We start from the raw sequence: 25,013 nt of genomic DNA on the forward strand, positions 1-25,013 counted from the left end.
CGACAGTTATTTTTTTTCCGAGCTATTGTTTGCTTTTGCTTGATTGGCCGGACCTGAACAGTTCCAGCACGACCTGGGTTGGACAAAGGGAGTTGCGGCACGGTTCTCAGCCGGTATCATCCCAGAAAGTTTGCACCGTCGAACGGTTCGGCCGGACAGTGCAGTTGATTTGTTAAAGGGTGTTTCAGAGCTCCTGTGTTCCCAGAAATTGGAACCAGGGCTGGCGCTGGATTTAGATTGCCGGACACGGTCGGCGGAGAGTGGTCATGAGTACGCTGAAGATCGCGGTACTGTCCGACATACATGGAAACGCCACGGCGTATGCGACCGCGATCCAAAAGGCCGAAGCTTTTGTGCCGGATGTCGTCGTCATGTTGGGCGATCTGCTGACATATGGTGTGCGCCCTCGGCAGGTGTTGGAACTGACCGACCAACTGATGGCTCGCCAAAACTGCGTGTTCATCCGCGGCAACCACGACCAGTTCTATTTCGATCTGGATAAAGGTAACCCGTCCTTCTACGACAACATTGCAGGATTTGTGTTGGAGTCCGTCGAATGGACGCATGGTGAGGTCCGGGGCGACCCACCGTTGGCTGACCGATACCCATGGGCCGACCGCCATAGCATGGGGCCGATCCTGTTCTCACATGCCAACCCTTACGATTATGGGGACTGGTCCTATGTCTCGAAACCGGAACAATGGGCGCCAGCGGCAGCGGCCTTGCGACACATGGGAAAGACGGTCGGGGTCTTTGGGCATTCGCACCGGGCCTTTGCCGTCATGATCGACGAAGCCGGAAGACCGACACCAGCGGATCAACGCAAGTGGATAAGGATTCCGAAAGGGTCTGTGCTACTGCTGAATCCCGGAGCGGTCGGGCAGGGGCGGGGCACGGGCCTGTCTTATCTGACCCTCGAGCTGGATGGCGACCGGGTTAGAATCGACATCCCGTCGATCAGCTTCGATCTGGAACATATCCGCGCGGATATTCAGGCCACTGACCTCAGTCAGGGGACAAAGGAACGGCTTATTTCATTCATGGAGAAATGAATTGATCACGGTTTTGGTTACAGGTGCGGGTGGCGGAGTGGGCCAGGGCATCATCAAGTCGCTCAGGCTGATTTCTGATTTGCCGCTGCGTATTCTTGGAGCCGACATGTCCGCCCTATCTGCCGGCCTTTATGCTTGCGACAAAGCCTTTCTGGTCGAAGGGTGCCGCTCGCCGGGATATCTCGACTCACTGGCGCAGATATTTCAGTCAGAGGCCGTGGACTACTATTTCCCCGGAACGGATATCGAACTGGAGTTGTGTGCCGAAAACCGGGATCGCATTGCGGAACATTTCGGGACAAAGGTCGTGGTCAACAATCCAGAGACGGTGCGTATTGCCGATGACAAAGGCCTTACCTCGGCTTTCTTGGCGAATAACGGGCTGCCCTATCCGCGCACTTGGCCTATGGCCGAGGCTTTGGAAATGGATGATCTGGTCTACCCGGTTATTGCCAAACCGGCGGTCGGGTTTCGGTCCATCGGGGTCGAGCGGGTGAATTCCCGGGAAGAGCTGGCCAACTATCCCGGTGATCCGGCGGCAACCATCGTACAGGAACTGATCGGCGATGACGCGCGCGAGTTTACGTGCACGATCGTCGGGGCGAAGGGGAGCCTGTCGCCGGTTCTGGCACTGCGCCGAGTGCTTCGGTCGGGCGATACATATCGGGCCATTCCCGAGCGGAACCCGGTGATCGAAGACTATGTCACAGCTATCGCGCGCAAGCTGGACGTCGAAGGGGCCTGCAATTTTCAGCTGCGCCTTGGCGACGACGGAGTACCCAAGGTGTTCGAAATCAATGCCCGGTTCTCGGGCACTACACCGTTTTGTGCTCAACTGGGTTTCAATCCGGTCGAATGTTACCTCAAGACCGATCGCGGCCTTCCCTATGAGCCGGAAATCGCTTGGGACAGCATGGTTCTGCGGTACTGGAGCGAGCTGGTCGTTCCGCGTTCAATGACAGACACATTGGATCAGGCCGGCCAGTTGGAACCTCAGATCCCGGCCCAGTTCAGCCTCTATGGCGGGACGCCATGAAAGTTGCCCTGACAGGGGCGACCGGCCTGCTGGGTCGCCATCTTGTGGCCTGGCTAAGCCGACGTGACATTCCTGTTGCGCGGATCGACCGGTCGAACTGGGATCTGCAGGACGCGATCACCCATGTCAGGCTGGATCAACTGGCGCAAGGTGCGGATGTATTCGTGCACTGCGCGGCCCGGATTGACCTTGCCGGGCCTGCGGATGACGGCTCGGCTTGGCAGGTGCTGTTTGACAGCAATGTGCGAGCCACGTTGAATGCGGCGCGTTGGGCGGCAGATCGTGACGTGCACTTCATCTTTGTGTCCAGCGGGTCAGTTTATCGCGATCCTCATGCCCGCGGAATCGACGAAAGCGCGGAAACCGCCCCGGGGCCGCTTGGGGGTGATTACGCTACAACCAAGCGTTTGGCCGAAGCGGGGCTGGCTGAGCTTGCCCAGACTTCTGGAGCGCGAGTGACCGTGCTCAGACCTTCGGCGCTCTATGGTCATGGGCTGCCTGATGACAAGTTTCTTGTGCGGATGCTTAATGATGCGGCCGCGGGGCAAAACATCACAGTAACAGGTCCAAAGAACAGCATTGATTTCGTGCATGCGCATGACCTGAGCCGGGCGATTTTGCAATCGGCCGATGCCAAAGCTTACGGTGTATTCAATATCTCCGGCGGAGGTCCGGTTTCCTTGGCGGATCTGGCGCAGGAGGTCATGTCCGTCGCAGGTGGCCGGGGTGTGATCGAAACCCGACCCGGAGACAGTCCGCCATTCACCCGCTTCGATCTGTCCTCGGACGCAGCCCGGGCAGCATTCGGCTATGCGCCGGTTGTGGACATTGCAACGGGTCTGGAAATGACGTTGAGGGGCCAATTGCTGCCGGGAGCGGCATGACCCGGTCCGGCAGCCGGGCGATGGGAGCCGGAAACATGTTTTTTGAAGGTATCTTGGGTGTTACCCTTGTATTCCGGGTACCAGTCTGCGGGCCAGGTAACCCACCGCCGTTTGGATTGTAGAATATGGTGCCAGTCAACAGTATCAGCCGGCCTAAGCCGATTTTGGAGCAGATCGAATTCGCGTGTCTGATGACTGCGTTGCTGTTCAGCACGTTCACTGCCTTTCGCCATCCGGCGGTTCTGTTCACGGCCAGCGACATGTTTTTGACGGTTGCCGTGATCCTGCGGTGCAACCGCAGCCTGCCGCTGTTTCCGTTGCAATCCGCGTCCTCGGTCTGGTTCATCGGCATGCTGATGATGGTGGCGGGACTGTCGATCGGCTCTATCGCGCACGGCGATCCGGTGTCGGCCTTCGTGGTCATCGTGCAGTATTTTTTTTCGTTCGTGCTTTTGCCTCTGGCGATCCTGGGCCGCCCGTATGAAGAGGCGGTTACTCTTGCAAAGGTCGGCGTGATCTCGATTGCCTTGAACTGTCTTGTCGGGATGATCGCCTATGGCGTGGGCTATTCCGGTGGCGAATCCCGGTATTTCATGCTGGTCAGCGGCAACTACCGCGTGGCGGGGTTGGTGGATAATCCAAACGGGTTGGCTGGACTGATCGTGCTTTGGTTCCCGGTATTGTGGTATCTTGGGCTGACGGGTGCGCTAAGAAAACTGCCATTCTTGGCCCTCTTCGGGCTGCTCGCCATCACTTTGATCTACGCAAGTTCGAATTCCAGCCTTGCCGGTGCGGTCATCTGCGGTGCTCTGTTCCTGCTGCTGGTCGGAAATCAGCGCGTGCTGATGATCTGGGGAACAGCTGTGACGACGATGGCTTGGATCAGTATCCAATGGGCCGAGTTCATCTTTCCGCCGACGTTCCGCAACCGGGTATTGTCACCTCTGCTCGAAGGGGACCTGAGTCATGCGGGTACATTTGAAGACCGCGCCGATCTCATGATCGAGGCCTGGCGGTTTCTGCCGGATTACTTTCTGGTGGGTATGGGCGCGGGACAGTATCGCGAACTGAGCAGTCAAGGCATTCCCGTTCACAACCTGTACCTGTTGCTGGCCAACGAAGGGGGCATTCTGGCCTTACTGGGATTGTGCTTCGTTTTGGGGTCCGCCATCGTCTACGCCGTAATGGCCCGGCATAATGTGCCGAACAGGGTGTACGGGCGCGCGACCGTGGTGACCGTCACGCTGACCTTTGCGGCGCTGTCAATGAACTACACCCATGTTTACCAGCGCGGTATGCTGATCCCGTGGATCGTGGCATTGGGGCTGTTGGCTGCGTCCGATCGGTACCGGCGGCGCTAGCGTTACACGTCACGGGTTGCTTTGTCCCATGCCGTTCCCGTCGCCAGCCAATTCGTGGAGGAACTCCTCAAGATTGGTCCAGCCATCTTCGTCCGAATCTGCAATTGCATCCGTCGGGTCCGTGGGATTAAGGCCCCATTGCGTTTCCCATTCATCAGACATCCCGTCGACATCGCTGTCTGCATAGGGCAGGGCGCTTTCAAGCTCGGGCCAACCGCCGACCTTTTCAGGGTTCTTCTTTAGGATTTTGCCGGAACGGTCACGGACCTCCTGAACAACCCTCTGATCCACCGCGTCGCGAGACGGGCGTGTCGCTCCAGCGTTTTGCAGGACCGTTTCAAACACTGTCGAAACCGGATCGGCCTGGACCAAAGGTGGGGTGACCGGCTCATCAACGACATAGACACGATGTTCGGGGGCAAGGACCAGTTCCTCGGGAAGGTCCAGGCTGTTGCGGTTGTCTTCATCAAGATTGTCCCGAAGGTACAACCGGTAGCCGTTCTTGAAGCCGTCGAACAGGTGCACCAGTAGATTGGAATCGATGCTTTCACCGGACAGCTTCAGGTTGCCAATGATATTGGCGTCCAGCTCGGTCCAGCGATTGTCCAGCGAAACGACATATTGCCAGATCGGTGAGTACATCAAGTTGTTTACGATCTCGGTCGTGGTCCCCGGGGTCTGGGGCGCGATTTGCGGGTTTCTGAACATCCCGTGAGAGAACAGGTTGTGATGGATGCTGAAGTTGCCGCCCTTTGTCAGCAGCATGTTGCGGGCCCGGTTGCTTTTGCCTGGTCCGCCATGCAAGAGGGGCTCGCTGATGATGCTCCACTGAAAGGTCAGCCGTTCGGCGTTTTCTGAGTCAATCGTCTCGTCGCTGCCCCAACTGGCGGAAATGTGGTCGAAGATCACGTCACGCGCGGCTTTGGTGTAGACGCCAATGGCCCCTGAACAGCAGGACTCTACGTCGTGCGGCCCGGGCCGGAACCGAACATGGCGCACGATGACATCATGCGTCCGGATTTCCAGTGATGGGCGCAATTGACGTGGGCCGTTTCGGATCGCAATCCCGCCGCCCGGAGCGGTTTCTCCGGCGATGGTCAGAAAAGGACTGTTTGCGATCAGAGACGCCTTTTCCAGTGTAATCGTTCCGCTGACCCGAAAGATGCAGGTTCGAGGTCCTTTGGCATCAATGCATGCGCGTAGGGAGCCGGGCCCGAATTCTTCGGTTGTCGTGACATAAATCACGCGCCCGCCGCGCCCACCTTTGGCCGCGGCGCCATGCCCTTCGGCGCTGGGAAATGCTCTTTGGGAGCCATCTGGAAATTGCGCCGAAAGTGACCGGTTCGCGTTCTCGGCCAGCAGCGTACCGGGGCTGCAGCCCATCGCCAGAACAGCCGCAAATAGCGAACCATGTAATACGGCGAGCAGTCTTGGCCTTTTTGCAACGGGCATTCTAAAAACCTTGGCTGTTGTCAAAATTCTTCTGCCTTTGGTCTAGGGCGCGGTGTCCCGGGTTTGGGCTTTGGTCGCGCAGACCATCATTGAATCCCGCAGGTGCACTGGGATCACCAGGTCAGACAGCCGTTCCGGAACCTTGAAGCGCGCCCATCTGGGTAAATAACGATGCACTCTTTCAACCAGATATCCTAACGGAAAATACCAAGTTGGCCGATGAAATTCGGTTTGTTGCAAGCCAGCTTTGGCCAAGGCAAAGCGCAGTGTTTCAGGGTCGAAATAGCCGATATGCGCAACACGATAATGCCACCATTGGTCTCCCATGATACGCGCCAACAGGGACAAGCGGTCGGGCGTAACGACGACCAGTACTCCATCATCGTCCAGCAACTGCGCAGCCTGAGTGATCAGGTCCAGCGGATCCGGAACATGTTCGACCACGTCTACCAGAGTGACTAAATCGTAGGGGCCGGTCAGATCGGGATGTGGAAGAACGCCTTGGACCACTGGCAGGCCATGGTGTTTTGCGCGTGCGCAAAACCGTCGCGACGGCTCAACCCCGATCGCGTCGTAACCACAGGCGATGGCCTCCTCGACCAGAATACCGGTTCCGGCCCCCACATCCAGCAGCCGGTTCGCGCCGGCAGTGGGTCTTGGCAATCTGTTCAGCAGCACCCGCTTCTGTCGCGCTCTTTGGGGGCGCGTCATCTCATAGGCCGGGTCTTCGAGATCTTCGTAGAATTTAAGGACATCGACCATATCCGTGCATTGGCAAAAACCGCAGCGGACGCATTGGTCAATCGCGGCGGTTGTACCGTAGTCGGCATTCGAGATTTCAAAGTTCCGCGACGTCGGATCCCCGCGCAGGGTGCTTTCCTTTATCCTCCTGAGGCCGCCGGTGCCGCACAACCAGCATCGCCGGGCCGGTGCGGAAACAACATCATCTGAAGGCTGGTTCACCATGCGCGCATCACCTCCAGTCTGGCAGCAAGCCGGTCCGTTGCCCGGCACCTATGACCCGACTGGCCGGATTTCAAGCAACTGTTCAAAGAACGGAAGCTTGATCTCGAGCAGAACGAACATGACCACCACCAGCAGAATAACCTGAAAAACAAGGCCGCGTTGTTTGTACAGATTTTCGGGGGCCTGTGCGATCGAGTCCCGCGCCAGCCCGACGGCAAGATAGCGCCCGAACAACATCGCCACGAAGGGCAGAGACAGAAGAAGCTCGATTTTGTACTTGGTCAGGAAAACGCCCAGGAAAGCGGTGGACAAGATTGCGTAGACCAGCGCCGAAACCAGTAGCTTCGACTCGTCGTAGTCTTTGAAAGATGCGCGGTACCGCGCGGCAAGCGCCGGGTCGTCAATGGTACGATATTCGGCAAAGCGCTTGATCGCCATCAGATACGCGCCCCCGAACCAGTACGAGATCAACACGCTGGATGGTGCCACGATCGGCGGAACCATAATGAACCAGCCCGCAAAGAACCGGATGGGGTTGTTGATGGCCTCGCTCAGAACGTCCAAATAGGCGCGGTCCTTGGACCGGATTGGTTTGACGTTGTAGATGATCCCCATGATCAGCAGGGACAGCGCCGTCAGGAAGAACGGCGTATTGATCAGCAGCGCGAGTCCCAGACCGATGATCGCCAGACCCAGCCATTGCAACCAGACGATCCGGCCGTCGATTTCGGTCACGACCGAGGCACGCTCTTTCTTCTTCGGGTGGTGTCGGTCGAACTCACGGTCCAGCCACTCGTTGATGGTATAGTTGGCCGATGCGATCAGACAGATCGAAAAGATTCCGACGGCGAGGTCGATTACCGACCGACCGGTGAACTCGGCACCCATGATGACCGCAAGAACGGCACCCGGCAGAATGAAGATGTTCTTGAACCAATGGTCGATGCGCGCAATGGACAGATAGTCTTTGAATCCGGCTTTTACCATTGCAACCACTTTCACCGACACAACAACATTTGCCGGACCCGAAAAGGCGGGAAACAGAACAATACGGGCGGCATGTCAGATTTCCAGACTGCGCCTTGCGTGCTTCTTCCGGCGATCAAAAAGCTTCAAAACCACAAGGAAACTAGCACATATGACCACTGCGACGATAGGCCAAAGTGCTGCAAGATACCTTACCGACGCAATGGATAGTGTTGCAGACAGAAACAATAACGCATGCAGGCTCAGCACCCCCAACCCAGCTAGGGTCAGCATCTGACGTCCGGGCCAGTTTCGGCGCAGCCAAAGGATTGAGGCCGCCAGGATCAAGATCGAAGCCAGCCAACCTATCGCAAGCGCGGAATGGATAAGACGTGCATGCGGCGGATCAAATACATCGCGGGTGATGTAGCCGAGCGCATTGTCCATCGGGAACGGCCCATTCTGCGCGATGTAGGCGGTGATGTCGTTCGCGGTTACGGCATGGTAGAAGGGCTGCCAGAGGGCGGCATAGTGTTGTAGCGGCAACCGCAGAAACCCCGTTGGGTTCGCCAGAATTCGTCTTGAACCGATTTCGGCCATGAGTTCAGTCTTTGGAATGCCAATTCGGTCGGCAATGGACTGCAACCGGTCCTTCTCGTACAGAAATATCAAGCTGGCTTCGTAGCTGTGCATCAGAAAGAAGGAGACCGGTCCAAATGGCGCCCGGGAAATCGCCTCGCGTGCGTCTGCCGGACCCTCTTCTTCAAGAATAATCCAGACTTCGGTTCGTGGGTCATCGGGGGCATAGGGGCTTGGGCCTGCAGCGAACATGGCGCTTTTTGCGAATAAGACGTTCCCCAGCACGCTTTCGCGAGGTTCATCGTGGCGAAGATCGTAAGCGGCGCGGTCTGCAAGCAGCACGAAGGTGACGCCCAGAACTGCCAGAGCCAGCCCAGCCCACGGGCGCCTGCCATTGATATAGCTCGCGCAAAGAACCACCACGATAAGGATGGGCAAAAGAGCAAAACCAACTGGACGGATCGCGATCATGGCGCCGACTGTCATGCCCAGGGCTGCAAAGTGCCAGGGCTTGGGGCCGTGGATCGCTTGCACCAGACAGGCAAGATAGACGCATGTCGCGCTCTGGAACAGAGACTCGGACAGGATGCTGTAGTTGAAGTAGATCGTCATCGGGTTGATGATCAGAATTCCAAGCAGGACCAGACCGGCACCGGAGTGGCCAGTGGCCCGGGCCAGCGTGACCGACAACAGACATGCAGCAGCCGAGAATACCCAGATCTGGCCTACAACAGCGGCGCGCAGCGGGTCCGCGAACCCGTCGAAAAGGTCCAGAAAAAAAGGATATGCAAAGCCGCGATATGCTGCGGCTTGAACGTAGTCCGCCGAGTCACTGGAGAAGTTCACGTCAACCAAGGGAAAAGCCGTCTGAATCACCGCCTGGACCAGTGCCAGCGCGATGATTATGAGCCCCCCGTTTTCATCTGCCCTTGAAGAAGCTTTCCCCAAAACCCACTCCAAGCAAAGTCAGGTATTCCGACCGCGCCGCACGTCGGTCAGTACCCGCGCGCAGCATCCGGTGCCTGCATGGTAGCACAGACTCGGCCACCAGACATCCCCGGTGGCCGGAACGGCGCGGTCGCCGGATTTTCTAGTAGTCGTCGTAAGTACCGTAATACCCTTCGTACGTGGTCCAGCGGTACTTTTTGGGGTCGACGTCATTCAGAATCGTACCCAGTACATTGAAGCCGGATGACTGAAGCCGTTTTGCCGCGGCTTGCAACGCATGCTGTGGCGTTTTTCCCCAGCGCGCGACCAGCAGAACGGCGTCGGCGAGGATGTCGTTGCGGTACACTTCATCCATCACCAGTGCCGGGGGTGTGTCCACGATAATGATATCGTATTGATCCAGCAGCGTTTCTTTGAGTTGCTTGAGCTTGTTTGACGCGGCATCAGACAGCTCGTGCGTAGGCGAGGCTGCGGTGATCAGATCCAGTGACCCTTTGGTTTCGGTGGTCAGAGCATGTTGCAGGGTTACACTGTCAGAATAGATTTCCGAAAGTTGCACCTCATCCATGTCCGGAATGAACGTCTTCGTCGCGCCGCGACGGTGCGTGTCCAGATCAATCAGCAGAGCGTTCAGTCCGTCAACCGCCGCCGAGGTCGCCAGAACGCTGCTGACGAAGGATTTGCCCTCGTTCGGCAGGCCAGAGGTGATCAGGATCACCTTGGAATGCCGGAACTTGATACAATTGGTCAAGATGCCCCGGGCGGCTTCGGCCAGGGGCGATTTCTGGCTCTGCAACAGGTTTTCGATCGCCTTGTTCTCACCGGCGAACATTTTGCTGCGTCGCTGACGGGCGATATATCCCAGGTTGCTGAGGCCGGTCATTCGGAAGATCTGGTTTTCGCTGCGCACCGTTCTGTCCAGGCCCTCGCGCACCAGCGCGATGATGAAGCCAACGATCATTGCGAACAGGCCGGCCAGCACCGTGATCAATGACCTGCTGGGGGCATAGGGTTCAACCGGGATGCGTGCTTTGGAAACCTGAATCGTGCCGTCCTCAAGCTGGCCGATGCGGGTTTCCAGCAAGGTCAGGTTGTCGATCGTGGTTTGATAGCGGGTTCGCAGTAGTTCGACCTCGCGTTCCCGGCGCAGCAACGACAGCTCCAGACGGGTGCGGGCCTCCAGCTCCTGCTCGGATGTGACCAGCTGTTCCTGGAGGGCCAGAATTTCGTCTTCCGGCAGGTTGCGTTCGATGCCGATGCGCAGCTGGGCCTTGCGCCGCTCCACCTCGGCCCGCAGCCGGGTCACGACCTGTTCGTCATCCAGATTGTCCTCACGGATGAACTCGGCCAAATTCGATTCCGCCTGGGTCAATTCTTCGCCGAGGATACCGACCCGGCGTTTGAGATTGTCGATCGATGTCATCAAGCGATTGACCCGTGCGTCGCGCTCGTTCGCGATATAGACGGCAATGACGGTATTGGGCAGGGCTGCAGCCAGCACCGGCGATGTGGATCGGCCTTCGATGCTGATGGCGAGGCTTTCTCCCGCGCGGGAGACGGAATAAGAGGCCAGAACCTTGTCGGTGACCGCAGCGCGGTGAATCTCTTCATCCGCCTCGCTGTCCGCGCCGGGCGCACGGCGCACAAAGCTGGGGTCGTCGAACAGACCCAGGCGGTCTGCCACCTGCTCGGCAAAGTCGCGAGACCGCAGTCGGGCCAACTCGGTTTCCACGCTCGACCGGTTCAGTTCATAGGTTTCCAGCTGTCCGGTCGACTCACTGAATCGTGTTTCCGTGAGAGCCAAAACCATCTGTGCGTCCGACCGATACTGGTCGGGGATGGTCGACATGTAGAAGGCTGTTGCCGAGACCGCACCGACGACCAACAGAAAGATGACCAGAAGGTTCCGGCGCAGTAGCAACCAGATATTGATGAAATCGTTGGTTTCATGCTGGTTGGCAATTACGTCGTCACCGGATTGCACGAGTGTTCTCCATTTTTTTCGGACCGTGAATACGGCTTAAAATCGGCGTCAGAATCGAACTGTTATTTATCATATTGTTTTACCTGTACTTTGATCGGCTCGATAGATTTATCTAGCCATATCAGGCCAAAAGGCCGTCCCTGTGCGTTTGGCGGGCAAAAAAAGCGATGCAAATCCGAGAGCAGAGAGTTTTTGGCCATTCTGGCGTCGGGCGAAGAGCTGCCTTTTCGAGGTCTTGAAATCGTGAACAAATCGCTTGGTTGTCGGCGTTGTTTCCGAATACGACACAGTGGGTTTGGTCCGGCATACCTACCTTCGGGCGTCCTGCGCCCGGGCTTCCGGTGGTTCAGCAGCAGGCTCGCGAAAGGTGATTTTCCAGTTCAGGGTAAAATTCAGAAGGAATATGCACCCGGTCACGAACGCCTGAATGATCAAGTAGTGGAAAGGCAACAACGCAAAGAGAAGAGAGAACAGCGCCACGTTTATCGCCGACGTCGTCGCCGTGACCAAAATGAACCTCTGCAGGGCACTGCGATGTGGAACGCTGGACCGAAACACCCATAGTCTTTGGATGCAGTAATTGAATGTGGCCCCCATCAGGAACCCGATTGCCGAAGCGATCGTTTCGTAGATGCCCAAGACCTCGACCGAGAACGCCATCGCCGAGAAATGGATGACGACGGCCGTGCACCCGGTCACGAAATAGCGACCGACCAGAACCGAGACGTGTTTGAGGTCTTCAAACTTCATCAATCAATCCTTCAGGGCGTGAATGCAGAGCCACCCGATTGAATATCATCGATCCTATCATTGTTCGGCCCCGAGTGTTGGAACAAGCTTCATGACATACGATCCTTCATTCGGTCGGTTTGAAACTGGCGGGAGATCCATAGATCCGCCCGTCGGCCTCCTCATAGAGTAGGGTCAGATCAGCTTCGCGGATCAGCTGTTCCTCATCGACCAGATAGAACCGCCAGTCGATCTCGTTCAGGATGGCGACAACCGCGTTTTGGTCGGCCACGCGTTTGCGGACCTCCTGAATTTCTTTTTCTGGCGACGTACCAGGGTCCGGCCTGCCGGTTCTGCGCTCGAACAACTCAGGGGACTTGAGCGCATCCACACCCTTGACCAGCCGAATGACATCATAGCCGTTTGAGTAAACCACGACACCGTCCCGCAGATTGTCCAGATGCGCCAAAGTCGGAGAGTTCTTCCAGACCGGTGAGGCATAGAAATTCCCCTCCGTCATGTGGGTGCGGGTCATCGCTGCCGTACGTACGGCATAGGTTCCGGTCAACGCCAGCGCAAGTATGAGAGCTGCGGGACGCAGCCGGTACATCATATCCGTTCCGGGCTGACCGCCAACGAGAGCAAACCCCAGAACCAGAGTCGAAATGAACACCGGCAACAGGTACCTGGCATGGATGGTCAGATTGGCCTCGATAAACAGGGCCAGAACAAGGAAAGGAACGTAGACCAGCAAAAAGAATGAGATCGTACGCGCAACTGGCAGACCGGGAAGGTCATCAGGGTTGGTCTGAACCTTCAAAGCTGTGCCGATCAGAGCAATGACGAATCCCAAAACCACAACCAAAGCGGTCAACGTGATAATCGGCGGCAGAGAGCTTGGCAGCACGTAGGCTGATAGCGTGGTCAGTGCCGCGCGGAAGGTCTCGGTGTCGGGATCCCCAAGGAACGCTGCTTGACGCCCGATGCCGGTCCCACCGGAGGTTTGATTGTACAAGTACCACCCGATGATGATTGCGGATGCGATCAGGCCAAACACAATCGCCGAAACCAGTCGACGGCGCAGATCACCGTGCCCATAAACAAGGATTGTCAGCGAGCAGGCCGCGATCAGTGGGACCAATGCGAACCGGGTCAGCACGCACAGGGCGGCCAGACAGCTTGCCAACACAAAGGCGGACACGTTGTCGCCGCGCAGGTAACGGGACATGAAGAAATAGGTGCCCAGCAAGCAGTTTGTCGTGAGCGGTTCCGACAGGATCGTGACATGCGCGTACATGAACTGGGGACTCAGGACCATGATAAGTGCTGCCAGAAAGATCATCCGTGGCCGAACCTTGCAGTCGTTCAGGATCAAGAACATCAAAGCGATGTTTAGGATCAGGCTGAGGATATTCAGTACGGTGGCCGCAAGCACGGGCTGGACACCCATTCCGGCCAGCAGATCAATCAGCGCGGTATAGGTTGGCGCCTGTTGAAACCGATCGGGGGACAGCCCCAGATAGGCCATAGAATCCGGACGCATTCCGATTCCGTGCCATGTGCCGGCGGCAAATAGCCCGGTTGCAAAAGCACCGAGGAAAAAGAAAAAGACCTTCAGTTCGGTGGACTGCCGCATGAATTCAACCCAAAAAACACTTTTACAACCAACAGCGTGAAACATTGCCGAATGGCGCAATTAGCAGTTTGCGAATTCGGCGTATCCATAATTTTTCACCGGCGGAGACGATGACCCAGAACGCTAGGTAGGGTCACTTTTGTTGTCAAGTTTCCGCACAGCCGCCGCTCGGACCGGCCTAGTTTCGACCTCCGTGCGGACAGCATTGCGCCGGATCGAATGAAGCCGGATCCGCAAGAGGCGGTACATTTACATACAGGCTGAGCGCCACAATTCCACTCAACAGCAAGACAAGACCCGGCTTTTCCCTCAGCAGAACGACCGAACCCAAGATAATGGCCGTGGTCCAGTGAGAGCTGTAAAGCAACACTTCGAGTGGGTTGAAAAACAGGTAGAACACAAAGAACGTGCCCACCAACGTCCACACGGCCAGCACAAGCGGGGCGCGGCCAGGTGTTCTGGTGCCGGAAACAATTGCCCATCCGACCAGGATTGTCGCCAGAATTGTCAGGGCCAAGCGGCTTGGATCGCGGAGAATCTCCCATAGCCGATCCAGCAAAAAGCGGCACTGAACGGTTTCGGCCGGCGCGACCCAGGAAAACAGGAAGAAGCCGGCGGCATAGTCTTTGATGATTTCCGGGTTGGTGAAGTTCGCAGCGTCCGCGTACCGGCCAACCATCTCGGTCGGTTCCATGAAAGGATCACCGTCCAGAACGATGCCAAGAAAAACGACCGGAGCCATCATGAAGATTACGGCAATCACCGACGGAACCACCAGTCCGAAAGTTAGTTTCCGCCCGACACCTCCGTTGAGAGACGCCCATGCAAATCCAGCATAAACCAGTGAGAATGCAGCCGCCGGCAAATGGGACCATCCGGCCAGCACACCGCAAGCCAGGCCAGCGATCACGCTGGTAAGGGCCGGGTACTTGGCGCAGTGTCTGGCCATCTCGGCCATGATCAACAATGACATGGCGATCGCCCAGAGTGAGACGCTGTAGGTCTCGACAACGCTGAGCGTGGTGACGGTTCCGAAGGTCAGGAGAACAGCAAGCGTCGCCAGAATGGTAACGGAGAGCGACAGGTGTTGGCGCAGTAGGAATAGTGCAATCGTGACAGACGAAATGGCGGCCCAGAATGCGAGACTGATCGAAATCGCGATAGGCTGCCGGATGCCCAGCCAGGTCAACGGCTCGGCGATGGCGGCGTTCAGCATCACGACCAGCGGGTGGCGCGCAAGGTGGAAAGCCAGGTAGTGCCCCTGAAACAAGCCATGCGAGTAACGGCCAGGGTCCGAGGCAAGGATGCAGTCGTCGTTGTAGAACGGTTTGCCCGGCGGTGCGGGCATGTCCAGAAACTGCCGCGCGAATTCCAGCCGGAAATAGAAAAAAGCAAAGACCACGCCAAACAGAAGCAGTAGCGCGAGGCCCGCCTGCCGTCTCATTGCAGGGGGGTGTGGAGACCGAAATTCGGACCGGATATCGCGCCAAAGGCCCGAGCAGGATGCAATCAGTTCAGTCATGAACAGACTTAGGCACGTCGGTGCAGCGCGTGACAAACAATAGGGGCGTGCACCTCTGTTTCGCATGACAATCGGCTGAATTGCGTCCTTTTGTGCGAATTTGGTGAACAGAAGTCCGCGCTTCGAGGATCAGACCAGCCATTTTTTCTGCCAGAAATGATACATCAGAACCGTCCACAGATGGGGCCCCCAATTGCGACGCCCGCTGAGATGCTCGCGCCATCGTCGCGCCAAGGTGGCTGTGTCGAATACGTCCTCGACCCCTTGTCCTGTTGAAAAAACCTCGTTTGCCACAGGCTTCAGCGGGCCACGCAGCCAGTCGTTGACGGGAATTCCGAACCCTTGTTTTGGGCGATCATACAAGGCCTTTGGTACGCGCTTGTCCACGAGGCGCCTTAGGGCCACCTTGCCCTGTTTGCCGTCGAAACGCAGGGATCGGGGCGCCTGCCAAGCGGCGGCGACGACGCGGTCATCCAACAAGGGCGCACGCGCCTCAAGACCGACGGCCATCGATGCTCGGTCGACTTTCACAAGAATGCCTTCGGGCAAATACAGGCAGGAATCCAGCAGCAGCATCGTGTCGATTTCATCAAGGCCGTTGGGCAATCCGAGTGTTTGATAAACCCCGCCGTCATTCACGTCCTTCAGCGCTGCGGACGGGTCCCAAAGACTGAACAGGGTATTGTATCGGCTTCTGAAATCAGGCTGCGCGATGACCGAGGCGACTTTGGAGATCCTGTCGGCTGTGATCTGGTCGCGCATGGTGTCTGAAACGAATTTACGCAGGATCGGCGCAACGGCTGCAAGCAGGGCATCAGGGGATGCTGCCAAGACTGACGCAGCCGGCCTTGGAAGTTTTCGGCCCAGGCGTTCCATCGCCATCATTCGGGCGTAGCGTTCGTACCCGCCAAAGGATTCGTCGCCGCCATCACCCGACAGGACGACGGTCAGCTGATCGCGGGCCAGTTTGGACACCAGCAGGGTTGGAACACCGGACGGGTCGGCAAAAGGTTCGTCATAGACGTGTGGTAGGTCATCGAGCAATTCGAACGCCATGGAGGGTGTCGCAGTGACCTCGTGATGGTCCGTGCCCAGATGTGCAGCGATTGCGGCGGCATGGTCTGCTTCGTTCAGCCCTTCTTCCTGGAAACGGACTGTAAAGCTGGTGACCTTGCCGTTGGTTTGTTCCTGCATCATGGCAGTGATCAGGGTCGAGTCTATCCCGCCGGACAGGAAGGACCCCACCGAGACGTCCGCGACCATGCGCTCCTGCACGGCGCGTTGCAATTCCTCTTCAATACGAGCCAGCGCCCGGTCTTCGTCTTGGATTGGTGCGGCAAGTCCCTGTTTCGCGCAGTCGCGAAGGTCCCAGAACGTCCGGATGGCATCTACCAGGTCCTGAGCCGTCCCGGGCGGTTGGTCCAAGCGGACTTCGACCATTGATCCGGCGGGCAACTTCATAACTTCGCGATAGATCGAGAGTGGTGCCGGCACATATCCGTAGCGGGCGTACTGCGCCTGAGCACGGCGGTCGGCTTCTGGCGAGCCAAATGCGGGGTTCGCGCGCAGCGCCTTGAGTTCGGAACCAAACAAAAGCTGGCCGGACTTGAGGCCTAGATACAGGGGTTTTTTGCCCAACCGGTCGCGTGCAAAAACCACCCGGTTCAGCTTGCGATCCAAGACCGCGAAGGCGAACATGCCGTGCGCCTGTTCCAATGTCTTGCGGATGCCCCAGAGGTCCATAGCCGCCAGTAGCACCTCGGTATCTGATGTGCCGCGAAACGTGACGCCCTTGTCCAGCAACGTTTGCCGCAGGGCCAGAAAGCCGTAGATTTCCCCATTGTAGACGATGGTGAACCGGCCGCTGGGCGAGGTCATTGGCTGCGCCCCGGTCTCCGACAGGTCGACGATCGAAAGGCGGCGATGGCCCAGAGCTACACCGGCGTCTGGATCGACAAACAATCCGTCGGCATCGGGACCCCGGTGCTGAATAGCGTCGCACATGGCCTGCAGCGTGGTGCGGCCCGAGTCGGCGCCCATGGGCTGAAAAGTCAGAAATCCGGCGATACCGCACATGGGTCAGGTCCTTTATTCGACTTGAGGCGCTGTGGGTGGCGCCGGGTTGGCAGCTTGGTTCAGGGCCTGATCATAGGCGCGGGCAATCGCGTCGAGGGAGTAGTGTGTGGCGATGCGGTCGCGGGCAGCATTGCTATGGGCCTTGTAGGTTTCGGGCGGCCAGTTGGCAGCTTGGACCAGTGCCTCTGCCAATGCCTGCGGATCACGTGGCGGCACGACATAGCCGCACGAGTCCACCACTCTGGCGCTGTCGCCGACATGAGTCGTCACGACCGGGCGGCCGTGGCTCATGGCTTCGGCGATCACATTCGGAAAGCCTTCGGTGCGCGAGGCCAAAACCAGCAGGTCAATGCTCGCGTAGAACTCGGACATATCGTGCAGGTCGCCGCACAACGTCACGCTGACTTCGGGCAGATCGTTGTCGGCCAGCATCGCGCGGATCTCAGGGTTCTCCAGCGTTACGCCGTCTCCGGCCAGACGGGCATGCAGGTCCGGGACGGACTGGCGCGCAATCGAGAAGGCGCGGAAGAAAGTTTCGAAGTCTTTCTGCGGGTGAAACCTTGCCGCCACTCCAAGCACGCGGGCAGGTCCCGGCCGCGCCGTTGGATCGGGCGGAAGGATAAACCCGTTTGGAATCACCGTGGAATGGTCCCCGGCAAAGCCGTATTTCTCGTGCTGAGTTTGAGCGCGGGTCGAGTTGTAGAGGATCCCCTGACAGAACCGGGAAAGCACCTTCGACAGAGCCACCGCAGCGCGAGTGCTGCGGGTGAAGGCAGCCGGGTCGTCCAGCGCTTGCCGCACGGTCCAAACGACGGGAACGCGCCGCCCGGCAAGTTTGCCGGCAATCAGGCCCAGGACCATCGCATGGTACATCCAGCACAGAACCACATCCGGCTGATGGGTCCGGATCAAACGTCGGATCTGCCAAACCGCGCGAAACAGGGCCAACGGCGATCTGGCACGCAGCGAAACGTATTCGACCTTGTCATTCGCCGCCATTGTGCGGCAGCGGTCCGAAACCTCGGTCAGGGCGACGACGCAGGCCCGTTCGCCGGAATGGGCCAAAAGTCGGGCCAACATGGCTTGTGCGCCACCTTGGCCTGAGAAATCAGTGGTGACATGCAAGATCATCGGGTCACCCTCCGCAGCTCACCGGTGGGTGTTCGACTCAAGCTGTATGTTGATCGGCCACACATCACCGGTTCGCGCTCAGCCCTGCGCCATGTGGCGGGCCGTCGCCTTTTGGCCCGCATCAACGATGACCTGCGCCAGACGAGCGACGTTCTCGGCGGACCAGGCCGGGTCGACCAAGAAGGCAAGGCTGGTATCGCCTAGCTCGCGCGCCACGGGCAATGGCTCCTTGGGTCCCAGGCCTCGGCTGGTGAAGGTTTTCTCGAGGTAAATCTCAGAGCAGCTGCCGGAAAAGGCGGGAAAGCCGGCCTCGGCGATCTCGGCGATGATGCGGTCCCGGCTCCAGCCGGGCGCAAGTGTTTCCGGCCGCACAAATGCGTAGAAGCGGTAAAATGCGTGGGTAACGCCGTCGGGTGGCATTGGCACGCGAAAGGCCGGGCAGGTCGCAAGGGCCTTGTGCAGGATATCCGCATTTGCCGTCCGGTGCGCGCGCCATGCGTCCAGGCGTTTCAGCTGTATTCGACCAAGTGCCGCCGAAGGGCCGTTCATCCGCAGATTGGTGCCGGGTCCCGAGTCGTGCAGCCAGCGAAAGCCGGGTGGGTGTTCCGTGTTGAACACGGTGTCATAACCTTTGCCGTGATCCTTGTAGCTCCAGATGCGGCTCCAGAGATCAGAATTGTCGGTCAGCAGCAGACCGCCTTCGCCGCCTGTGGTCATGATCTTGTCCTGGCAGAAGGAAAACGAGCCCAAGGTCCCGATGGTTCCCACATGGCGGTCGCCAATCATCGCACCGTGGGCCTGGGCGCAGTCTTCGATGACCCAAAGGTCGTGAGCGCGGGCCAGATCCATGATGCCGTCCATGTCACAGGGCCAACCGCCCAGATGCACCGGTATGATCCCCCGTGTGCGCGGCGTGATCGCCGGGGCGATGGTTTCGGGCGTGATATTCTGGGTGTCGGGATCGACATCGACAAAGACCGGAACTCCGCCCGCCAGCATCACCGAGCTGGCCGAGGCGATGAAGCTGCGCGGCGTTACAATGACCTCATCACCTGGTTGCAGGCCTAGCCCGAGCATCGCGGCGTCCAGCGTTACTGTCCCGTTGGCCATGGCGATCGCGTGTTTGGCTCCGGTATATGCGCAGTATTCGGCCTCGAATGCGCGAACATCTGGGCCGGTCCAGGCGTTGACTTTGCCAGAGGCCAGAACTTGCGCTACGGCGTCGATCTGTTCCTGATCATAGATGGGCCACATCTGCATTTCGCACCTCCTGTCAAATCACCGATCGGACCAGAACAAAGCCTTCAGCCGCCGACCGGTGCACCGTCGCGCCGCGCAGGGTGGCCAGTGCGCGCAAGCTGTCGACCGATCGTTCGTGCGGCGCCTGTTTGACCTGGCTTTCGAACTTGCCGAACGCCTCCAGCTTCCGCTCGATCGTGTCCGAGATGTCGACAAACACGTTTGGCACGAAGGCCGGGGTCAGATAGGGGGCGTTCCAATTTGTTTCGGAAAGGGTTTCGTAGGCCAGAATATTGGCCGGATAGTCATCTTGATGCGGGCGGCTTGCCACCAGCGTGGACAGAAAACTCAGCTGGTGATCCATATGGATGTCGCCTGGATGCGGAGCCAGGATCAGGCTGGGGGCGATGTCGCGGACCAGCTTTCCCAGCGCGCCGTTCAGGTCCGAATGGGCATGTTCTGACAACTCCGCCGCATTGAAGTCCATCCAATGTGTTTCGGTGACGCCCAGCAGATCATGCGCATTGCGTGCCTCGCGCCGTGTGGTTGCGACCTGTTCATCGGTAAACTTCGGGGGCTTGCCACGAGTGACGACAACCACATGCACTTCGCGCCCAGCATCGGCCATGCGGGCCATCGTGCCGCCGGCGCCCAGAACCTCATCATCGGGATGCGGAGCGACGATCAGCGCGGGGCCGGCGTGGCCAGTGGTCAGGTCGGAAGCGATCATGGATGTGTCCTCAGTTTCGCGTGAAGGGCAGGGGGGGTATCGGCCCCTGACCATTCAGTTATGTCCAGACAGCGCCCGTCGCCGCAGGCCACCGTAAAGCCGCCGTTGCCGATGGCCTGGATCTGGCCGGGCAGGCCGATGAAGTAGCCCTCCGGCTCGGTATATCTGACCCCTGTCAGAACCAGTTTCACGCCATCGGGGCCATAGGTGTAGGCGCCGGGGTAGGGCGGACCCGAAGCTCGGATCAGGCGGTGAATGTCCGCGGCAGGATTGGTCCAGTCAATCAGGCCGTCCTCGGGGCGGCGGCGGGCGCACAGGCTGATTCCGTCGGTGCGTTGTGGTTCGGCCGGGATGTCGCCATTGGAGATCTGGTTCAACAGAGGCGGCAGCAGTCCTGAGACGGCACGCAAAGCCCGATTGTACAACTCGCGTGCAGTGACGGTTTCGGGATCGACCGCATAGATGGCCTGAGCGGCAATAGGGCCGTCATCGGCACCTTCGCCCAACCAGAAAAGCGAGGACCCGACGTTTCGTTCCTGCACCAGGATCGTCCAGGGGATGACACCGCGCCCCCGCAAGCGCGGCAGGGCCGATGGGTGAAATCCGATGCAGCCAATCCGCGCCAACGCCCGGAACTCGGGGCCGCAGATCTGTGACCAACCGAGCACAAGGATCAGGTCGGGTTTGACCTTGGCAATCTGTTCGAGAGTCGCGGGGTCGTTGGTTTTCTCGATATGCAGAACCGGGACACCATACTTTTCGGCCGCCGGTGACAGGTCGACGAAATCCGAATGCCGTGCAGACAGGCGCGGCGACAAGGTTACCAGAAGGGCCGGCACATGCCCGGCACCGCACATCGACATCAGGGCTGCAAGCGTAGTCTCGACGGCGCCGACAAGTACGATATTCACGCGTTCATCTCCTGCATGTCCTGGGCCAGCGGGCCATTCGAGTCCATCCATTTCCGGGCCGCCTCGATCCGGTCGTCGCGGCGGGGTTCGTTGTGCAGGGCCGCACCGACTGTTTCGCCCAGAATCTGCAGGTCCAGCGCCAGTGACCGATGCGCCACATACCATAGATCAAGGCTCAGTTTTTCACTGTTGCTGAGGTTGGTGTTGCCGCTGACCTGCGCCCACCCGGTCAACCCCGGCCGAACGGAACATCGGTATTGTCCGGCGGGTCCGAAGTCTTCGATCGTTTCAGGCAGCAAGGGGCGAGGCCCAACCAGGGCCATTTTGTTTTGCAGGATCAGAAGGAGTTGCGGGATCTCGTCGAGGCGCAGGCGTCGGATCATTGCCGTGGCGCGCGTCTGGCGATCCGCATCGGGGTGCAAAGATCCATCCACCGCGCGCGTCTCTTTCATGCTGCGCAGTTTGTAGAGTCGGAAATTGCGACCCTGTCGTCCGGCTCGGATCTGCGAAAACATCAATGGACGGCCGATGGACAAAAGCACCACGACACACGCAATGACAAAGAAGGGAAGCGCGAGCAGGCCCAGCAGCAGGCAGATCAGGATTTCAAGCAACCGGTTCACAAATCAAATCCAACTCGCAACACGCGGGGTCCCGCGACACACAAAAAATCAACCAATACAAAGGGACGCGACACGCCACCCGAGCAACCGCGACTGAAATACCGACAACCCGGGTCGACAAGCGGCGATGCAGCAAGATTGGTCGAAACGGATTCTGTTTGCAAGCCGTCGATGCCGCCGCGGGATGCAGGGGCTGAGAATGCAGGGTTGACCAGAAGAAGACGCTGATTTGCCCTCCGTGTTGCGTCAACGATTCGAGCCAATGCCTTGAACTGTTGCCAGTCAGGAAAAGCAGGAGCCAGAGCCGCGGTGTGATTGCCGCGAAACTAGGCGGGGTGTTCTGATCGGGTGTTTCGCGCAAAACACCCAGCCTTCGGGCTGCATTCACAGGGGGTTGCGAACGCGGCCGACGCGGTGGCCAAGGCGCTGACAGGTCAGTGTCGACAGGAAAGCCAGCGCCAAAGGCGACGCGCCATTGGCTTTGCTTGTCAGCCTGAGGCCAAGCGCCTATGATTTGCCGAGTGGGATCGTTTCTGTCCCGCCGATGACCGAAATTGCTTTTGACGACCGACTTGCGCTGTGGGTGCGGTTTGTGTTTTCGAGATTTGAGTATCGTGCCCGGCACCCACGCCCGGCTTGTTGGTGTTTAAGAGTTGGGAGGCAAGGTTTTGCGCAGCTTCTTTCGAGTAATTCTGGCGACGCTGTTGTTTGCGCTGGCCGCTCTGCCGGCCCTGGCCGAAAGCTATCGCCTGCTGCCGCAGGATCGCCTGTCGGTTCGTGCCATGCGTTGGGACCCATTGTCCGCAAGTTACATGATTTGGGATGGCGTGTCCGGCGAGTTCGCTCTGGCCGGTGATGGAACGCTGATGTTTCCACTGGTGGGACAGGTTGAGGCGGCCGGGCTGACCACGCTGGAACTGTCGCAGATGTTGGAGCTTGAGCTCAGCAGCCAGACCGGCATGGCCGAGCCGCCCAAGGTCGCGCTTGAAGTGATCAGCCATCTTCCGGTCTTTGTTCTTGGAGACGTCAATTCGCCGGGCGCTTATGCCTACCATCCCGGGATGACTGCCCAGCAGGTTCTGGCCCTTGCAGGTGGTCCGATCCGTCCTCCGATCCAGTTTGGGGCAAACAATGATTTTCAGATCATGCGGATGGGCGGCGAAATGCGGCTGCTCTCCACTCAGATCGATGAGTTGGAAGACGAGAGGCAGAGGCTGAAAGCTGACCTTGCGAGCCTCCAGGAAGAAGGGATTGAGACCGGCACCGACGCGGCGCCTGACGCTCCCGGAGGGCTCGAGGGTGAAATCCTCGAGGCGACAATGAACGCCCGCGAGGGTTTGGGTGAACGAATTCGGGATCTGCAGGAGATGCTCAAAGAGCAGATCTCGAGCCTGACCATCCAGTTGGAGCTTCGCAAAACCCAGATCGAGAATGTCAGCCGGGAGTTGGAAAACCTGAACCAGCTCAAGGAGAAAGGTCTGACCGTATCGAACCGGGTGACGACCATGACCAATCTTCTGAACGATCTGGAATCCAAGCGTCTGGATCAGGAGGTTGCGCTGATGCTGGCTCGTCAGGAGCTGAACCGTGCCGAGCGCGACGAGTTGGAACTGGATGACAAGGCGCGCTCGGATGCTCTGGTCCAGTTGAATGCGGTCGAACGCGAGTTGGCCTCGCTTCGGACGCGTCTTGATACCGCGGCAAGCCTGCACGGAGAACTGGCTGCCGCTGGTTTGCTCAGCGACGATGATATCGCCAGTGAAGTTGTAATTGACTACATCGTCACACGGGCGGGTGGCACGGCGCCACGCAAGATGGACGGGACCGAGGCGGTTCAGCCCGGGGATACCATAGAAGTCGTACGAAGAACCATTGTCACGTCGAATTGAGTGTTCCGGCGCGGGGTTTGCCGGGTTTGTTTTTTTAGTCTGTTCGCAAGGTCACGAGTATTCCTATGTCTCTCCCTGACGGTCGTCCGGTCGACTTTCTGATTTTCGGTGCCGCGAAATGTGCAACCACCTGGTTGCAAAAGTCGCTGATGCAGACGCCGGCCATCCATATGCCGGGTCCCGAGTTGCATTTCTTTTCTCGGTATTATGCAAACGGACTGGACTGGTATCGTGACCAGTTCGGAGACTGCGATGGCGCAGATCTGATTGGTGAAAAATCGAATTCGTACCTGACTGAACCCCCGGCTGCGCAACGCATTCGGGAGCATTTCCCTGAAACTCGGTTGATCCTGCAGATGCGGGACCCGGTTCAGCGCGCCTATTCCGACTATTGCATGTTGTTCCGCCGCGGCGAGGTCTCGGGAAGGATCGAAGATTATCTGGATCCGGCGGTCGCGGCCGACCAGCGTTTTCTGTCCGATGGGCGATATGGCCACCATCTGAAGCGGTTCTACGACTTGTTCCCAGAGGACCAGATCCTGCTGTTGGCCTATGAGGATGTCCGCGTGAACCCTCATGGGAACCTGAAGAAGGTGGCCGGCCATATTGGATATGACGGACAGCTGGAGCCGCCTGTGCAGCAGAAAGTCAAAGATAAGAATACACCCATGGTGCCACTGTCGCTGCGTCGTGTGCTAAAGCCGGTTCGAGCTGTTCTGGACCCTGTACGTCACACCTGGCCGGTGCGGTCCATCCGAAACGCTGTCGCTCGAAAGGTGACCTACCCGGCCCTGTCGCCCGAGCTGGAGGCGAAGATGACCGAGTTCTATGCGACCGACGTGGAATGGCTTGCCCGCCGCAATCCGGGACTCTGCCTGAATTGGACGGTTTCGGATGCAATTCACAGAAGCGAATCGCAGGCCATGTCATGATCGAAGCCAGAATTTGGTTTCCATTCAGGAAACAAAAGCGCCTTAGGGCTTTGTGCGTGCACGATGAACCGGGAATATCGGGCCGTGAGGATACAACAAATGAAACTGCGACGGCGGTCACCTGCTGCAAAAAATGGCATTTCTGTGATATTATGGTGTCCAAGTGGTGGAAAGGGGATTTTGATACCCATGTTGGTGTGGTAGCCTTGAAGATGTGGGTTCGTGGTCGGGACCGTGTGATGGGCCAGACCACGCGTAGTGTAACGAGTTGACGAGTTAAAAGGGGGTTTGGTTCAGGGCGGAGGTTTATAGGCGCCCGGAATTACGTGGGGGACTTTTAGCGAAGCAATGTGTTTTCCGGCCGGCA

The 25,013-nt window shown here is 58.4% G+C and carries 21 protein-coding genes; 7 read left to right on the plus strand and 14 right to left on the minus strand.

The features are described from left to right. The first annotated feature begins 266 nt into the window (after positions 1 to 266). The 4 genes from ACR0LD_RS17090 (at position 267) to ACR0LD_RS17105 (ending at position 4,333) form a co-directional block, all read left to right on the plus strand. A complete protein-coding gene (locus tag ACR0LD_RS17090) occupies positions 267 to 1,052 on the plus strand; it encodes a metallophosphoesterase family protein (RefSeq protein WP_170367453.1) in 786 nt (261 codons plus the stop codon). Position 1,053: 1 nt separating this feature from the next. Continuing rightward, a complete protein-coding gene (locus ACR0LD_RS17095; protein WP_480638171.1) occupies positions 1,054 to 2,088 on the plus strand; it encodes an ATP-grasp domain-containing protein in 1,035 nt (344 codons plus the stop codon). Further along, positions 2,085 to 2,972, plus strand: a complete 888-nt coding sequence (locus ACR0LD_RS17100; protein ID WP_170599840.1) for an NAD-dependent epimerase/dehydratase family protein — start codon at positions 2,085 to 2,087, stop codon at positions 2,970 to 2,972. Before ACR0LD_RS17095 ends, ACR0LD_RS17100 begins: the two co-directional genes overlap by 4 nt. A gap of 125 nt (positions 2,973 to 3,097) precedes the next feature. After that, positions 3,098 to 4,333: an O-antigen ligase family protein gene (locus tag ACR0LD_RS17105; RefSeq protein ID WP_480638173.1), complete on the plus strand. Its 1,236-nt coding sequence runs from the start codon at positions 3,098 to 3,100 to the stop codon at positions 4,331 to 4,333. Between the two features lie 9 nt (positions 4,334 to 4,342). Here the strand turns inward: ACR0LD_RS17105 and ACR0LD_RS17110 are convergent, their stop codons facing one another. The 14 genes from ACR0LD_RS17110 to ACR0LD_RS17175 all read right to left on the minus strand — a co-directional run bounded on the left by ACR0LD_RS17110 (position 4,343) and on the right by ACR0LD_RS17175 (position 21,825). Further along, the gene (locus ACR0LD_RS17110; protein WP_217358170.1) at positions 4,343 to 5,785 is read right to left on the minus strand and encodes a hypothetical protein; all 1,443 of its coding nucleotides are present in this window, start codon (positions 5,783 to 5,785) and stop codon (positions 4,343 to 4,345) included. 42 nt (positions 5,786 to 5,827) lie between these two features. Next, on the minus strand, positions 5,828 to 6,547 hold the full coding sequence (locus ACR0LD_RS17115) for a class I SAM-dependent methyltransferase (protein WP_480638175.1): 720 nt from the start codon (positions 6,545 to 6,547) through the stop codon (positions 5,828 to 5,830). Between the two features lie 252 nt (positions 6,548 to 6,799). Beyond that, positions 6,800 to 7,738, minus strand: a complete 939-nt coding sequence (locus ACR0LD_RS17120; protein WP_170341743.1) for a UbiA family prenyltransferase — start codon at positions 7,736 to 7,738, stop codon at positions 6,800 to 6,802. Between the two features lie 75 nt (positions 7,739 to 7,813). Next, entirely contained in the window at positions 7,814 to 9,244 is a 1,431-nt protein-coding gene (locus ACR0LD_RS17125) for a hypothetical protein (RefSeq protein WP_480638177.1), read from the minus strand. A gap of 142 nt (positions 9,245 to 9,386) precedes the next feature. Next, positions 9,387 to 11,228 carry an AAA family ATPase gene (locus ACR0LD_RS17130; protein ID WP_170359623.1) on the minus strand — a complete coding sequence of 614 codons (1,842 nt, stop codon included), beginning with the start codon at positions 11,226 to 11,228 and terminating at the stop codon, positions 9,387 to 9,389. Positions 11,229 to 11,537: 309 nt separating this feature from the next. After that, positions 11,538 to 11,978, minus strand: a complete 441-nt coding sequence (locus ACR0LD_RS17135; protein ID WP_170341738.1) for a GtrA family protein — start codon at positions 11,976 to 11,978, stop codon at positions 11,538 to 11,540. A gap of 106 nt (positions 11,979 to 12,084) precedes the next feature. Continuing rightward, the gene (locus ACR0LD_RS17140; protein ID WP_480638179.1) at positions 12,085 to 13,500 is read right to left on the minus strand and encodes an ArnT family glycosyltransferase; all 1,416 of its coding nucleotides are present in this window, start codon (positions 13,498 to 13,500) and stop codon (positions 12,085 to 12,087) included. A 271-nt stretch (positions 13,501 to 13,771) separates the two neighbouring features. Further along, positions 13,772 to 15,115: a hypothetical protein gene (locus ACR0LD_RS17145; protein WP_475146303.1), complete on the minus strand. Its 1,344-nt coding sequence runs from the start codon at positions 15,113 to 15,115 to the stop codon at positions 13,772 to 13,774. Positions 15,116 to 15,244: 129 nt separating this feature from the next. Further along, the gene (gene asnB, locus ACR0LD_RS17150; RefSeq protein WP_480638181.1) at positions 15,245 to 17,191 is read right to left on the minus strand and encodes an asparagine synthase (glutamine-hydrolyzing); all 1,947 of its coding nucleotides are present in this window, start codon (positions 17,189 to 17,191) and stop codon (positions 15,245 to 15,247) included. A gap of 12 nt (positions 17,192 to 17,203) precedes the next feature. After that, a complete protein-coding gene (locus ACR0LD_RS17155; RefSeq protein WP_480638183.1) occupies positions 17,204 to 18,322 on the minus strand; it encodes a glycosyltransferase in 1,119 nt (372 codons plus the stop codon). A 78-nt stretch (positions 18,323 to 18,400) separates the two neighbouring features. Further along, positions 18,401 to 19,582, minus strand: a complete 1,182-nt coding sequence (locus ACR0LD_RS17160) for a DegT/DnrJ/EryC1/StrS family aminotransferase (protein ID WP_170371855.1) — start codon at positions 19,580 to 19,582, stop codon at positions 18,401 to 18,403. Between the two features lie 13 nt (positions 19,583 to 19,595). After that, a complete protein-coding gene (locus ACR0LD_RS17165) occupies positions 19,596 to 20,291 on the minus strand; it encodes a PIG-L deacetylase family protein (protein WP_480638185.1) in 696 nt (231 codons plus the stop codon). After that, complete coding sequence (locus tag ACR0LD_RS17170) at positions 20,288 to 21,202, minus strand: formyltransferase family protein (protein ID WP_170367217.1); 915 nt, start codon at positions 21,200 to 21,202, stop codon at positions 20,288 to 20,290. The genes ACR0LD_RS17165 and ACR0LD_RS17170 overlap by 4 nt, the downstream gene beginning before the upstream one ends. After that, positions 21,199 to 21,825, minus strand: a complete 627-nt coding sequence (locus ACR0LD_RS17175) for a sugar transferase (protein WP_217353610.1) — start codon at positions 21,823 to 21,825, stop codon at positions 21,199 to 21,201. Before ACR0LD_RS17175 ends, ACR0LD_RS17170 begins: the two co-directional genes overlap by 4 nt. A 668-nt stretch (positions 21,826 to 22,493) precedes the next feature. Between ACR0LD_RS17175 and ACR0LD_RS17180 the strand changes: the two genes are divergently transcribed. From ACR0LD_RS17180 to ACR0LD_RS17190, 3 genes are all read left to right on the plus strand, one after another. Then, on the plus strand, positions 22,494 to 23,714 hold the full coding sequence (locus tag ACR0LD_RS17180; protein ID WP_170371851.1) for a polysaccharide biosynthesis/export family protein: 1,221 nt from the start codon (positions 22,494 to 22,496) through the stop codon (positions 23,712 to 23,714). A gap of 65 nt (positions 23,715 to 23,779) precedes the next feature. Further along, positions 23,780 to 24,646, plus strand: a complete 867-nt coding sequence (locus ACR0LD_RS17185) for a sulfotransferase family protein (protein ID WP_170359606.1) — start codon at positions 23,780 to 23,782, stop codon at positions 24,644 to 24,646. Beyond that, positions 24,643 to 24,918: a hypothetical protein gene (locus ACR0LD_RS17190; RefSeq protein WP_170599854.1), complete on the plus strand. Its 276-nt coding sequence runs from the start codon at positions 24,643 to 24,645 to the stop codon at positions 24,916 to 24,918. Before ACR0LD_RS17185 ends, ACR0LD_RS17190 begins: the two co-directional genes overlap by 4 nt. Positions 24,919 to 25,013 lie beyond the last annotated feature (95 nt).

This window comes from Ruegeria sp. BF8 (genome assembly GCF_056538625.1).